This is a genomic window from Streptomyces sp. JH14, assembly GCF_029428675.1.
Taxonomy (GTDB): Bacteria; Actinomycetota; Actinomycetes; order Streptomycetales; family Streptomycetaceae; genus Streptomyces.
On record NZ_JAJNEL010000001.1, the window covers coordinates 410722 to 423809 of the forward strand.

Below are 13088 nucleotides of genomic sequence, written 5' to 3' on the forward strand. Positions count from 1 at the left end.
GTGATCAACTCCTTCCGAGTACGACGGTCGAGGTGGACGACAGCACGCCTCCGGTGCCGTGCACCAGGGCCAGTTGAGCGCCGTCGACCTGACGGCGCGGGTCGCCGGTGAAGTCGTGCCGCAGCTGCCGGGTCGCCTCGATGAGCAGGAAGATCCCGTACATTCCGGGGTGTGTGTAGGACAGCCCCCCGCCGTTGGTGTTCATCGGCACCGGGCCGCCGGGGGCGGTGCGGCCGCGAGCGACGAAGTCCCCGGCCTCGCCCGGCTTGCAGAAACCCAGTGACTCCAGGGTCAGCAGTACGGTGATGGTGAAGGAGTCGTAGATCTCCAGCAGATCGAGATCGTCGTGGGTCACCTCGGCCATCTTCATGGCCGTCGGTCCTGAACGGGCCGCGCCGGTGACGGTCAGGTCCGGCATCTGGGCGATGCTGCTGTGCGTGGTGGTCTCTCCGTGGCCGAGCACGACGATCGGACGGGTGTCCACGTCGGGCCACCGGTCCTCGGCCGCCACGACCACCGCACCGCCGCCATCGGTGACCAGGCAGCAGTCCAGCAGGTGCAGCGGATCGCTGATCATCGGCGAGCCGAGCACGTCGTCGACGGTGATCGGGTCACGGTAGTAGGCGTCGGGATTGAGTGCCGCCCACTGTCGTGCGCTCACCGCCACTTCGGCCAGCTGCTCGCCGGTCGCACCGTACTGGTGGAGATAGCGGTTGGCCGCCAGCGCATAGGCGCCGACCGGCTGCGGCAGCCCGAAGGGCCGGTCGAACTGCTCGGTCAGGGACGCGGGTGGCCGTGGGACGTTGCGCGAGCGGCTGCTTCGCTGGGTGCTTCCGTACGTGATCAGCGCGACGTCGATCACCCCGGCCTCGATCGCGGCCGCCGCATGGCCGAGGTGGGCCTCGAAGGACGATCCCCCGATGTTGGTGCCGTCCAGATAGTCCGGCTGCAGCCCGAGATACTCGGCAAGCGTCAGCGCAGGTGCCCAGGACCAGTTGCCGGCCACGAACAGGGCGTCCACGTCCTTGGGGCCCAGCCCGGCCTCGGTCAGCGCCGCCCGGCTCGCCCCGGCCTGCTGGGACAGCACCGTCAGGTGCGGGGTCCTGCCCACCTGCGACTCGGCCACCCCCACGATGGCCGCGCGCCTGCGGGGGCTCATTCGCCGATCCCGCCCAGCCGCACGTGCCCCTTGAGCAGGTTGCGGGCTATGGTCCGGCGCTGGATCTCGTCGGTGCCCTCGAAGATCCGCAGCAGTCGCAACTCCCGGTACCAGCGCTCGATCGGCAGTTCCTTGGTGTAGCCCATGCCGCCGTGGATCTGCAGCACGCGGTCCACGACCTGATTGGCCATGAGCGCGCCGTCGAGTTTGGCGATGGAGGAGGCATGGCGCGCGTCCATGCCCTGCTGGACCCGCCAAGCCGCGTACAGGGTCAGCCACTTCGTGGACTCGATCTCCACCTGCGAGTCCGCGATCTGCCACTGGATCGCCTGGTAGTCGCCGATCGGCCGTCCCATCGAGTGCCGGATCCCGGCGTAGTCGATCGCCATCTGCAACATCCGCTCGGCGGCACCGATCGCACGGGCCGGGATCATGTAGCGGCCCTGGCCGATCCACCGCAGCGCCAGCGCGAAACCGTGGCCCACTTCGCCGAGTACGTTCCGTTCGGGAACGCGCACGTCGTCGAAGACCAGCGCCGCGGGGCCCCACTGGCCCATCGTCTGGATCGGTTCGGACTTCCAGCCCATGTCCCGGTCGACGAGGAAACACGTCACTCCACCGTTGGCGCCCTTGTCCGGGTCGGTGACGGCGAACACCATGACGAAGTCGGCCTCGTTGCCGCCGGTGATGAAGGTCTTCTCCCCGTTGATCACCCAGTCGCCGCCGTCGCGCACCGCGCGGGTGCGGATGTTGCGTGCGTCCGATCCGGCTCCCGGCTCGGTGATCGCGAAGCAGGACCGCCGCTCGCCCTCGATCGTCGGGATGAGGTAGCGCTGCTTCTGCTCGTCGTTGCCACTGTAGAGAATGTTGTCCGCCGAGCCACCGAAGCTGAACGGGACGTAGGTCCTGCCGGTCTCCATCGCCAGGATCGCGGACATCACGGCGCCGAGGTTCATGCCGCCGTACTCCTCGGGCGTGTTCATTCCCCAGAAGCCCGCCCGGCGCGCCTTGTTCCGCAGCTCGGCAAGCACGTCAGGGGCGATCGCGGGAAGACCCGCCCGTTCGTTGCGCAGGACCTCCTGCTCCAGCGGCATCACCTCCTTGGAGATGAACGCCCGGACGGTGTCCCGGATCTGACGTTCCTCGACACTGAGGGAGAAATCGACCATCGAGCGGTGTCCTTTCCTTCTCAGGAGGCACGGGCGATCGCCCGGATCCTTTTCTAGAACGGAACTCTAGGAATCGCCTCAGCCTGCGCCCGGCCGGACGAGCGTGTCAAGACACGTGCCACAAGCGGGATTTCACGCAGCGGTGGTCCATGACGGCGGCCTCCGTGTCACCGTCGACGCGGGGAGGGCGGACCGGACACTTCGCGGGACAGCGATGGAACGCGGAGATGAAATTCTAAGATTGGATTCGGTACGGTGGACGGTGTCGTAACTTCGACGGAGCAAGGAGGGGGTCCCATGGCCCGAAGCGCGAGCAGCGCCGCAGCCGGCGGGAACGCCTGGCAGTGGAGCCGCACCGCGGAGACCCGACGCGTGCTGCTGAACGCAGCCCGTGAGGTGTTCTGCGAACAGGGCTTCGCCGAGGCGAGCATCGCAGCGGTGGTGGAACGCGCCGGGTCCAGCGTGGGCAGCCTCTATCACCACTTCGGCGGCAAGACCGAGCTCTTCCTCGCCCTGTGGGAGGAGCACCAGGCCGCCCACGAGCAGAACGCGGTAGCCGCGGTCGCAGCGGCGCGGGCCGCGGGCGAGGCCGAGGACCCGCTCGATCTGTTCATCGTGGGCGCCCGCGCCTTTCTCGAGGGCTCCTGGCAGCGCCGCGACCTGGCCAGGCTGTTCATGGACGGCGACGGACCGCCGGGCTTCGAACTGGTCCGGCGCACACGGAGCCGGGAGTGGGTCCGGCAGAACGGAGTGCTGCTCGGCGCCGGTCTCGACTCGATCGACCGGCTCACGGTCGCGGTGCTGACCACGATCATCGGCGAGGCGGGACGCGAGATCGCGACGTGCCCGAACAAACGCCAGGCCAACAAGATCACCGAAGCCGCGATCGTGCTGATCCGCCGGCTCGGCTCACCCGGACAGGACACCTGACCGCGGGACGGAGCACCGGGACGACAGCGAACGGGCCCGTCGGTGCACCGGCGATCCCGCGTCCCGGTATGCCCGTACGTCGGCACGTAGGTACCCAGGCTCTTCAGGAAGGACATGCCCGTGGCCCAGGCCGAACACCAGGAGGCCTTCTTCACCCGTGCCGGGGACGCATTCGTCCCCGCCGCGCACGCTCGCAGCTGGTGGGCCCCCGGCATGATGCACGGCAGGCTGCTCGGCGCACTGGCGGCCCGGACCCTGGAGCGTGAACACGCCGCCGAAGGGCTGCACTTCACCCGGCTGACCGTCGACCTGTTCCGCAACGCGCCGATGGCTCCGGTGCGGGTGGAAACACTCCGGGTCCGCGACGGGCGGCGCATCCGGGTCGTCGACGCCACCGTCCACGGTGCGAACGGCGTCGTCGCACGAGCCGCCGCCGTCCTGCTGCGCCGCAGCGAACAGCCGTCCGGCCATGTCCCTGCAACGCCCCCCTGGGACGCCCCCGCACCTGATGAACTGCCCGCGCCGCGTGAAGGGGCCTGGACGGTATGGAAGTTCGATGAGGACAACGTCCCGGTGAACGGTGAACGGCAGGGCCGCGGCAGGCGCCGCGCCTGGCTGCGGGAGTCCTGCGAACTGGTGGCCGGCGAGGCACTGTCGCCGTTCGTGCGGGCAGCGCTGGCGGCCGACACGGCCAGTCCGCTGGCTCATGCCGGTGACGCCGGGCTGCAGTTCATCAACGCCGACTACACCCTGTGCCTGAGCAGGCTTCCGCTGAGTGACGCCATCGGGCTGGAGTCCACTGCTCACACCAGCGAGGACGGGGTCGCCGTCGGGCACTGCACACTGCACGACACCGCCGGCCCGATCGGCTACTGCATGACCACGGCGGTGGCCAACTCCAGGCCAGGCAGATGAGAGTGGCCGTCGGACCGCACGCCCGGTGACACCGCAGCCGCGTCGCTCCTGCAGACGTCGCCCCACGGTGTCACCCCGGCGCGACGGCCGTCAGGCGATCGCGCCGCCGCCGCGGACGGCGGCACGCCCACGGTCGATCACGACGGTTCCGTCGGCCTTGGTGGTACGGAACCGGGCGGTGTCGCCGTCCCTCCAGATGGATACGGTCAGCGGTTCGCCCGGATACACCGGCCTGCTGAACCGGCCCGACATCGAGGCGAACCGGGACGGGTCCGAATCCGCCAGCGTGTGCAACAGGGCGCGCCCGGTCACCCCGTAGGTGCACAGGCCGTGCAGGATCGGACGCTCGAAGCCTGCCTTCGCCGCGAAGGCGGGATCGGAGTGCAGTGGATTGCGGTCACCGGACAGCCGGTACAGCAGCGCCTGTTCGGGCCGGGTCGGGCAAGTGATGCGGTGGTCCGGCGCGCGATCGGGTTCCAGCCAGCTGTCACGCGGTCCCCGGTCACCGCCGAAGCCGCCCTCTCCTCGGATGAACACGGCGCTGCGTGAGGTGATCACCGGATCGCCCGTGGCGGGATCCACGGCCACCGCCTCACTGGTGACGAGTGCGCCGGAGCCCTTGTCGTACATCCCGGTGACCTTCGAGGTGATGCGCACGGTTCCGGCCGTCGACAGCGGTCTGTGCAGGTCGAAGGACTGCTCTGCGTGCACGAGCATCGCCGGGTCGAAGGCACCGATACTCCGGCCCCGGGCCCCCTGCGCGGCCAGCACGGCGAACGTGGGCAGCACCTGTTGACCGATGCCGTGTGAATTCTCCGTGGTGAAGGCCAGTTCCCGCAGCGGGTCGTCCATTCCGGCGCCGACCCCGATCGCATAGAGCAAGGCGTCCTTGGAGGTCCAGGACCGCTCGACCGGTGGGGACTCGATCCCGATCACACTGTGGTCGAGGGGCATGTCAGCAGTCCTCCCCCGGCGCGCGTCCGTTCTGCAGCGCGTTCGGGCGGGCCTTGTCGACCAATGCCGGTATGACCTGGTCGAGTTGTGAAAATTCCCAGCGTGACTCGTTGTCGGCGGACGGTCCCGCGTGCCAGCCCTCGGCGACGCTGATCATGCCGCCGCGCACGTTGAACACCCGGCCGGTGACGCCCCGCGCCGCGGGACCGGCCAGCCAGACGACCAGCGGGGCGATGTTCTCCGGCGCCGACGGGTCGAATGTGCCCGGCTCCGCCGCCGTACGGTCGGACCGCAGCCCTTCAGTCATCCGGGTGAGCGCGGCGGGCGCCACCGCGTTCACCGCGACGCCGTAGCGCTCCAGCTCCCGGGAGGCGATCACGGTCAGCCCCGCGATGCCCGCCTTGGCGGCGCCGTAGTTGGCCTGCCCCGGATTTCCGTAGATCCCCGACGAGGACGTGGTGTTGATCACCCGTGCGTCGACCTGCACGCCCGCCTTCGCCTGCTTGCGCCAGTACGCCGCCGCATGCCGCAGGGGGGCGAACGTACCCCGCAGGTGCACTCTGATCACCGCGTCCCATTCCTCGGCGCTCATGTTCACCAGCATCCGGTCGCGCAGGATGCCGGCGTTGTTCACCAGTACGTGCAGGTCGCCGAAGTGCGTCAGCGCCGACTCCACAAGCCTGCGCGCGCCCTCGAAGTCGGACACGTCGTCGTCGTTGGCCACGGCCTCGCCGCCGGCCTCGCGGATCTGCGTCACGACCTCGCCGGCCGGTCCGGACGAGGAGCCCGTTCCATCGACCTCCGCACCGAGGTCGTTGACCACCACCTTCGCACCCTGTCGCGCGAACTCCAGCGCGTGCCCGCGCCCGATCCCACGGGCCGCCCCCGTGACGATCACGACCCGGCCTTCCACGACGCCATCCATACGCTTCTCCCGTCCGCAACTCCGTTCCGGCTCAGTGCCTGCGCGAGCCGGCCAATGATAGAATCACTTTCTAAAAAGCGTCTCGGTGCGGCAGTGCGATGTCAACCCTCCTGCATGCGCGGCGACTTCAGTCGTACGGCCGGCGGCGATGCCGCACACGACCAGGACCGGTGCTCCGACGCAGGCGTCCCGCCGGGCCGTCGGCACCCAACGGGACACAGGTGGCGGACCGGTCGCGCCCGGCCTTCAGGCATGTGCCACCGGGCCGGTGGAATCCCGTACGACCAGCTCCGTGGCGAGTTCGACGTGCAGCGCCTCCACGGCATGACCGGCCATCAGCCGCGTCAGCAGACTCACCGCCATCCGGCCGAGTTCTTCCAGCGGCTGCCGGACGGTCGTCAGCGGCGGCACGACACTGCTGCTGAGGTAGTCGTCGTCGAAGCCCGCAATCGCAAGGTCCTCGGGAACACGCAAGCCGTGCTCATGGGCTGCGCGCAGGGCGCCCACGGCCGCCTTGTCGTTGAAGGCGACCAGGGCCGTCGGCCGCTGCGGCAGTGCCAGCAGTCGGCACGCCGCGCCATGCCCCGCGTCGGCGGTGGGCTCAACGCTGCTGATCAGCTCCGGGGACGGCAGCACACCGGCATCGGCGAGCGCCGAGGCGTGACCGGCGCGCCTGGACCGGCTCGCCATCCATTCGTCCGGGCCGCCGATCACGCCGATGCGGCGGTGACCGAGTCCCACGAGGTGAGCCGTCACGCTGCGCGCTCCGGCGAAGTGGGCGGCGGACACCCCGGCGATGTCGCGCGGCAGAGGTGTGCGCGGATCCACCACCACGAACGGGAAGTCGCGGGCGCGCAGGGCGACGAGTTCGCTGCTCGGCTCGGGCGGCAGGATCAGGATCGCGCCGTCGACCCCCGACCGGTCGGCGAGACCGGCGAGCACACTCGAATCCCGGGTGCCTCCACCGGCGTTGAGGATCACCTGCCTGCCGTGCAGGTCGAGGGTCTCCGTGATCGACGAGACGATGATGCCGAAGTAGTCCGTGAGCAAGTACGGGCAGCGGACGAACACGGCGCCGGGCGGACGCCCGGCCGCGCCCGGGAACGTCGCGTCAGCACTTAGCCGTTCGGCCGCCCCCCGTACGGCGTCACGGGTCTGCGGCGTCACATGGGCGTGACCGTTCAGCACGCGGGAGACCGTGGCGATGGAGACGCCCGCCTCGGCAGCGATGGCTCGGACCGTCACCCCGGTCGACCTCGGCCTAGCCATTTGTTTCACAGTTTCGTTTCATTGCGATACTCCACATCCCCTGCCCCGGTGCGGCCGTGAGCTGCCAATTGATTGTCCAGAACCTTGACTTGCGGGAGTCGGTTCCGTTTATTTGTAGCGCACACCATTGATGTTGCACCGCTTCTGCGAGATGCGTTTCATTTTGTTACAGAGGATCCCCTGCCTTCGAGGAGAACGATGAGACCTGTCCGCAGCGCTGCCATGGCCACTGCTCTCGCCCTCTGCCTGGCCGGCACAACCGTCCTCCAGGCGTCCGCCCAGGCGCCCGGAGAGCAGCCGGCCCACGCCACTGCCCCGCAGGCCGCGGTCTGGGTCACCACCACGGACCGCTCGGAGCTGCTCCACCGGCGGGCACCGGTCACCTTCCGGCCGGGGGCATCCGATCGGACCACCATCACCGTCGACCCCACCCGCACGTACCAGCGCATGGACGGCTTCGGCGCGGCGCTCACCGACTCGTCGGCGAGGGTGCTCAGCGCATTGGCCCCCGCTGCCCGGAACGACGCCATGCAGCAGCTCTTCGACCCCGACCGGGGTATCGGTGTGAGTTTCCTGCGTCAGCCCGTCGGATCCTCGGACTTCACGGCAACACCGCAGCACTACACGTACGACGACGTTCCGGCGGGGCAGACCGACTACGAGCTGAAACACTTCAGCATCGCGCACGACGAGAAGCAGATCCTGCCTCTGCTGCGCCAGGCGAAGCACCTCAACCCGTCACTCACCGTCATGGCGACACCGTGGAGCCCGCCGGCCTGGATGAAGACCGGCGGTTCCCTGGTCGGCGGCCGGCTCAAGGACGACCCGGCCATATACCAGGCCTACGCCCGCTACTTGGTGAAATTCGTGCAGGCGTACGCGGCCGCCGGCGTTCCGGTCGACTACCTCACGGTGCAGAACGAGCCCCAGAACCGCAATCCCAGCGCCTACCCCGGCACCGATCTGCCCGTCCGTCAGGAGGCCGCGGTCATCGAGGCACTCGGGCCGCTGCTGCACAGATCCAGCCCTCGTACCAAGATCCTTGCCTACGACCACAACTGGAGCATCCACCCCGGCGACGCCGCCTCCACCCCGCCGGGCGAGAGCCCCGAGACCGACTACCCCTACGAGATCCTGGACAGCAAGGCGGCACGGTGGGTCGCCGGTACGGCCTACCACTGCTACTCGGGCGACCCGAGCGCGCAGAGCGCCCTGCACGACGCCCACCCCGACAAGGGCGTCTGGTTCACCGAGTGTTCGGGCTCCCACGGGGCGGCCGACACACCGGAGCAGTTCTTCCGGTCCACGCTCACCTGGCACGCGCGGACGATCACGGTGGGCACCACCCGCAACTGGGCCAAGTCCGTCGCGGACTGGAACGTCGCCCTCGACTCCACCGGCGGACCGCACAACGGCGGCTGCGACACCTGCACCGGCCTGCTCACCACGCAGGCGGACGGCACGGTGACGACCAATGCCGAGTACTACACCATCGGGCATCTCTCGAAGTTCGTGAAGCCGGGTGCGGTCCGGATCGCCAGCACGAATTTCGGCACGACCGGCTGGAACGGCCAGATCACCGATGTCGCCTTCCGCAACCCCGACGGGTCGACCGCGCTGATCGTCCACAACGAGAACGACGATCCCCGCACATTCGCCGTCGCGGTGGGCGACCGGTCCTTCGAGTACACGCTCCCGGGCGGCGCACTGGCCACCTTCACCTGGTCCAGGTCCCATGCCCTGAGCCCGCGGCTGCATGAGCTCTCCCTCGACGGCGCAACGGCGAACTCCCTGCCCGTCGGCCAGGGTTCCGCCGGCCTGGCGATCGACGCCGACGCCTCGACGCGCTGGACCAGCGGACAGTCGCAGGAGCCGGGGCAGTACCTGCAGATGGATCTGGGCCGGCGTACCGCCTTCAGCCGGGTCGCCCTCGACAGCGGGGACAACCTGGGCGACTACGCCAGGGCGTGGCGGCTCTCCGTCAGCGACGACGGCACCCACTGGCGTGATGTCGGCGCCGGGACCGCGACCGGACAGAACACCGATATCGACATCCCGGCCACCCGCGCCCGCCATCTGCGGGTGACGTCCACGGGGACGGCCGGCAGCTGGTGGAGCCTCGCCGACATCCGGCTCTACGCCTGACGCCCGCCCCCGCTCCACGCCCGGGTCCCGCCCCGCCTGCCGGTCCACCACCGGCAGGCGGCTCGCGCGGTACCTCTGTTCCTGCGAGAGCCGGGGCACGCCCGGTCTCGGCCGGCCGTCTCAGCCCCGGTGACGCTCCGGAGCCGGCTCCCTTTCCTGATCGCGGTCCAGCCGGAAGCGGAGCCGGCAGATCACCGCACGGGTGTCGCGGCGTACGGCATGCGCCACCACCGCGCCCCGCTGGTTCTGGAGTACGCGCTGCCACAGATGGACGGGCTCGACCTCGGGGATCAGTACCGTGATCCGGGTGCCAGGCTCGGCCGCGGCCAGCTCCCGTACGTACGCGGCGATCGGGCGGCCCAGCGAGCGGCGGTCCGAGGCGAGCCGTACCAGCGTCACGCCCGGGTCCCAGAGCGCCCAGTCCCGCACCAGCGCCTCGCTCAGGGCGCGGTCCTCCGGGTCGGGGTGGCAGACCGTGACCGCCCTGACCTCGTCTCCCAGCGACACCGCCGCGGTCAGCGCCTCGCTGGTGAGACGGGTCAGCGAGGAGACCGGTACGACGACCAACGAGCGGTCCCGGTGCGGCGGTTCGGGAATGCGTCCGACGCCGAGGCGCTCGCCGATCCTTCCGTAGGCGCGGTGGACGAACTCGAACGCGGCGACCAGCACCGGCAGCGCGACCACGATCAGCCACGCGCCGTCGTGGAACTTGGTCGCGGTGACGACGACGGCGGAGACGCCTGCGAGCAGGGCGCCGGAACCGTTGAGGAGCGCCTTGCCCACCCAGCGCGGTCCACGTGACCGCCGCCAGTGCAGCACCATGCCCGTCTGCGCGATGGTGAAGCCGACGAAGACGCCGATCGCGAACAGCGGGACGAGAGTGTTGGTGTCGCCGCCGGAGAAGACGAGGAGCGCCGCGGAGACGGCGGCAAGGGTCAATACGCCGTGCCGGTGGACCTGGCGGTCGGCCTTCAGCCCGAAGACGTGCGGGAGGTAATTGTCACGGGCCAGCAGCTTCAGCAGCACCGGAAGGCCACCGAACGAGGTGTTGGCCGAAAGCGCCAGCAGCGTCATCGTCGCGAACTGGACGACGTAGAAGGCCCAGTTGTGGCCGACCGACGCGTCGGCGAGCTGCGCGAGGACGGTGACGCCCTCGACCGGCTGCAGTCCGAAGCGGGAGATCAGGACGGACAGCCCGATCAGCATCACGCCGAGCAGCGCGCCGAGGGCGACCTCCGCACGCTGTGCACGGCGGGCGGCCGGGGCCCGGAAGGAGGGGACGGCGTTCGCGATGGCTTCGACGCCGGTCAGCGCCGAGCAGCCGGAGGCGAATGCCTTCAGCAGGAGCAGTGCGCCGACGGTGGTGGCGTTGTCGGCGAGCACGGAAGCGTGCCCGGCGGAAGCCGCCGTGGAGACCGGGGCGTCCCGGAACAGCCCGACGGCGATCAGCACCAGGATCGAGCCGACGAAGACGACGGTCGGCACGACGAATGCGCGCGCCGAGTCGACGATCCCGCGCAGGTTGACCCCGGTGATCAGAACGAGGACCACGAGGCACAGCCAGACCCGGTCGCCGTACAGCGCGGGAAAGGCCGAGGTGAGCGCGGCGACGCCGGCGGTCACCGCGACGGCGACGTTGAGTACGTAGTCCAGGACCAGGGAGGCGGCCGCGACCAGGCTCGTGCGCGGGCCCAGGTATGCCTTGGCGACGGCATAGCTGCCACCGCCGTCCGGGAACGCGGCGATCACCTGGCGGTACGAGGCCACCAGCACCGCCAGCAGAACGGCGATCGCGACGGTGACCGGCAGGGTGAAGCCGAGCCCGTGCGCCCCGGAGGCGGCAAGGACCAGCACGATGGCCTCGGGGCCGTATGCCACCGAGGCCATCGCGTCGAGCGAGAGCGCCGCCAGTCCGGTGACGGCGGTGAGCTTGTGCTGAGCGCCGGTATCGTGGGGGTCCTCGGCGCCGGGCTGTGCACCGCTGGGTGCGGCCTCGGTGGTCAGGGCGGACATGACACGGGCTCCTTCTGTTCAGGTCCGCTCAGATTGCGCCCGTCCCTGGTCGTAAGCGCCTCGTCCTGGCGAGATCTTGGCGCCGGCCGTCCCTGTCTTCACGCGTTCTTTACCCGGGCCGCCGGCCGAGCGATGGTGGGCCGTCAGGTAACCGTCAGGAGATGCGGCCGTGGCGTCAGTGCTTCGTCAAAAGGCGCTGACCGGCCGGGGCGCCGTCCCTAGCCTCGACGCCATGCAACGACGGATCGCCCGCACAGTGCCCGGCCCGCACCCCGACGGCCGCGGCCGCGCCCTGCGCCCCACGGGTATGACGGCGTACGACGAGACCTGGGCCGGCAAGGTGCGATTCGCGATCGGCTGCGCCGCCGCTCTCCTGGGGTTGCTGCTCGCGGTCGACGCGGTCGCCGGCCGCCTCACCTGGCTGCGCACCCCGCTGTGGACGGCCATCGCGCTGACGCTGTTCCTGGTCCTCGTGGAGCCGCGTATCTGCGCGGGCGCCGGATGGCTCTCGTCCCGCGGGCTGGTGCGGGCTCGCGCCGTCCGTACCGACCGGCTCGTGTCCGTGCGCTGGTCCGACGGTGTCGCGCAACGCCTGGTGCTCCGCGACGCCGAGGGCCACCGGGTCGAGGTCGATCCCCAGGTGTTCGTCGACAACCCGGCGCTGTGGCACCGGCTGGGGCAGGACGCCCGCGCGTGCGTCGAGCGCGGGACGCTGCTCAGCGGGGCGACCGCGCTGCGGCAGCTCGGAGCCCGTATCGACCTCCGGACGGCCCGAACGGTGTTCCAGGTATCCGGCTTGGAGTAGCAGCACCACCGACCCGGCCGCCTCTCCACCCGATGCCACTGCCGTCCCACCTGAAGGGACCCTCTACCGTGTCGCTGCGGCCACATGGGTGGCGTGAGGATCATGAGGGGAGATCGGCGGATGCGGCGCGCTGGGCGAGGGTTGTTGATCACAGGGGCTGTGCTGGCCGTCCTGGGGGTGGTGCTGGCAGCGGGCGCGCTCTGGACCCTTCGCAGCGACTACGAGGGAGTCACCTTCTCCGGCGGGTCGATGGAGCCCACATACGCTCCGGGCGACCGGATCGTCATCGCGAAGATCTCCGGCGCGAAGGTGCGGCGGGGCGATGCGGTGCTCTTCGATGTGCCGGACCGGTTCGACGGCAAGCCGGTACTCAAGCGCGTCATCGGTCTGGGGGGCGACCATGTGGTCTTCGACGGCACACGCCTGACCGTCAACGAGAACCCGCTCAAGGAGCCCTACCTGAAGGACGGAGAGGTCGACGGCGGGCACGTGCCGTACGACGTGAAGGTACCGGCCGGGCGGATGTTCCTTCTCGGCGACCACCGTGCGAACTCCTTCGACTCCCGCTACTTCGGGGGCGAGGACTTCGGGACCGTACCCGTGACGGCCGTGCAGGGCCGGGCGCTCGACGACGCCACTGTGCCGGTGGTGCTGGGGTCGGGCGTGCTGCTCGGTGTGGTTCTTGCCCTCGCGGGTGCCGTCTGTACGTTGATCGGCTGGTTGATACGACGGCGCCGGCCGGCGGCACCGGCGCTGATCGCACAGCCCCTGGCGTGAACCGTCGTGACGGGCAGAACGGTACGG

At 70.0% G+C, this 13088-nt stretch carries 11 protein-coding genes; 5 read left to right on the plus strand and 6 right to left on the minus strand.

What is annotated here, in order from left to right; genetic code table 11:
* Nucleotides 1-4: 4 nt before the first annotated feature.
* Together LRD69_RS01820 and LRD69_RS01825 are read right to left on the minus strand one after the other, a co-directional pair.
* Entirely contained in the window at nucleotides 5-1159 is a 1155-nt protein-coding gene (locus LRD69_RS01820; RefSeq protein ID WP_277324780.1) for an acetyl-CoA acetyltransferase, read from the minus strand.
* On the minus strand, nucleotides 1156-2328 hold the full coding sequence (locus LRD69_RS01825; RefSeq protein WP_277324782.1) for an acyl-CoA dehydrogenase family protein: 1173 nt from the start codon (nucleotides 2326-2328) through the stop codon (nucleotides 1156-1158). Before LRD69_RS01825 ends, LRD69_RS01820 begins: the two co-directional genes overlap by 4 nt.
* 297 nt (nucleotides 2329-2625) lie before the next feature.
* Here LRD69_RS01825 and LRD69_RS01830 point away from each other — a divergent pair, with 297 nt between their 5' ends.
* Both LRD69_RS01830 and LRD69_RS01835 read left to right on the plus strand, forming a co-directional pair.
* Nucleotides 2626-3258 (plus strand): TetR/AcrR family transcriptional regulator, encoded by a 633-nt coding sequence (locus tag LRD69_RS01830; protein WP_277324783.1) that lies wholly within the window; start codon nucleotides 2626-2628, stop codon nucleotides 3256-3258.
* 120 nt (nucleotides 3259-3378) lie between these two features.
* Nucleotides 3379-4173 (plus strand): acyl-CoA thioesterase domain-containing protein, encoded by a 795-nt coding sequence (locus tag LRD69_RS01835; RefSeq protein WP_277324784.1) that lies wholly within the window; start codon nucleotides 3379-3381, stop codon nucleotides 4171-4173.
* A gap of 90 nt (nucleotides 4174-4263) precedes the next feature.
* Here LRD69_RS01835 and LRD69_RS01840 read toward each other — a convergent pair whose 3' ends face one another.
* From LRD69_RS01840 to LRD69_RS01850, 3 genes are all read right to left on the minus strand, one after another.
* Nucleotides 4264-5127, minus strand: coding sequence for a MaoC/PaaZ C-terminal domain-containing protein (locus LRD69_RS01840; RefSeq protein ID WP_277324785.1), 864 nt, complete (start codon nucleotides 5125-5127; stop codon nucleotides 4264-4266).
* A gap of 1 nt (nucleotide 5128) precedes the next feature.
* Nucleotides 5129-6052, minus strand: a complete 924-nt coding sequence (locus LRD69_RS01845; RefSeq protein WP_277324786.1) for an SDR family oxidoreductase — start codon at nucleotides 6050-6052, stop codon at nucleotides 5129-5131.
* A 246-nt stretch (nucleotides 6053-6298) separates the two neighbouring features.
* On the minus strand, nucleotides 6299-7321 hold the full coding sequence (locus tag LRD69_RS01850; RefSeq protein WP_277324787.1) for a LacI family DNA-binding transcriptional regulator: 1023 nt from the start codon (nucleotides 7319-7321) through the stop codon (nucleotides 6299-6301).
* 198 nt (nucleotides 7322-7519) lie between these two features.
* Between LRD69_RS01850 and LRD69_RS01855 the strand changes: the two genes are divergently transcribed.
* Complete coding sequence (locus LRD69_RS01855; protein ID WP_277324788.1) at nucleotides 7520-9466, plus strand: discoidin domain-containing protein; 1947 nt, start codon at nucleotides 7520-7522, stop codon at nucleotides 9464-9466.
* Nucleotides 9467-9586: 120 nt separating this feature from the next.
* Here LRD69_RS01855 and LRD69_RS01860 read toward each other — a convergent pair whose 3' ends face one another.
* Entirely contained in the window at nucleotides 9587-11479 is a 1893-nt protein-coding gene (locus tag LRD69_RS01860) for an APC family permease (protein WP_277324789.1), read from the minus strand.
* A 232-nt stretch (nucleotides 11480-11711) separates the two neighbouring features.
* On the opposite strand from LRD69_RS01860, the gene LRD69_RS01865 reads away from it, so the two are divergent.
* Together LRD69_RS01865 and lepB are read left to right on the plus strand one after the other, a co-directional pair.
* On the plus strand, nucleotides 11712-12284 hold the full coding sequence (locus tag LRD69_RS01865) for a hypothetical protein (protein WP_277324790.1): 573 nt from the start codon (nucleotides 11712-11714) through the stop codon (nucleotides 12282-12284).
* A 144-nt stretch (nucleotides 12285-12428) separates the two neighbouring features.
* A complete protein-coding gene (gene lepB, locus LRD69_RS01870; RefSeq protein WP_277324791.1) occupies nucleotides 12429-13061 on the plus strand; it encodes a signal peptidase I in 633 nt (210 codons plus the stop codon).
* The last annotated feature ends 27 nt before the right edge of the window (nucleotides 13062-13088 follow it).

Excerpts from the sequence above, each read along its gene's own strand:
- LRD69_RS01820 (WP_277324780.1), bottom strand. The coding sequence starts at position 1,159 with ATGAGCCCCCGCAGGCGCGCGGCCATCGTGGGGGTGGCCGAGTCGCAG.
- LRD69_RS01825 (WP_277324782.1), bottom strand. The coding sequence starts at position 2,328 with ATGGTCGATTTCTCCCTCAGTGTCGAGGAACGTCAGATCCGGGACACC.
- LRD69_RS01830 (WP_277324783.1), top strand. The coding sequence starts at position 2,626 with ATGGCCCGAAGCGCGAGCAGCGCCGCAGCCGGCGGGAACGCCTGGCAG.
- LRD69_RS01840 (WP_277324785.1), bottom strand. The coding sequence starts at position 5,127 with ATGCCCCTCGACCACAGTGTGATCGGGATCGAGTCCCCACCGGTCGAG.
- LRD69_RS01845 (WP_277324786.1), bottom strand. The coding sequence starts at position 6,052 with ATGGATGGCGTCGTGGAAGGCCGGGTCGTGATCGTCACGGGGGCGGCC.
- LRD69_RS01850 (WP_277324787.1), bottom strand. The coding sequence starts at position 7,321 with ATGGCTAGGCCGAGGTCGACCGGGGTGACGGTCCGAGCCATCGCTGCC.
- LRD69_RS01855 (WP_277324788.1), top strand. The coding sequence starts at position 7,520 with ATGAGACCTGTCCGCAGCGCTGCCATGGCCACTGCTCTCGCCCTCTGC.
- LRD69_RS01860 (WP_277324789.1), bottom strand. The coding sequence starts at position 11,479 with ATGTCCGCCCTGACCACCGAGGCCGCACCCAGCGGTGCACAGCCCGGC.
- LRD69_RS01865 (WP_277324790.1), top strand. The coding sequence starts at position 11,712 with ATGCAACGACGGATCGCCCGCACAGTGCCCGGCCCGCACCCCGACGGC.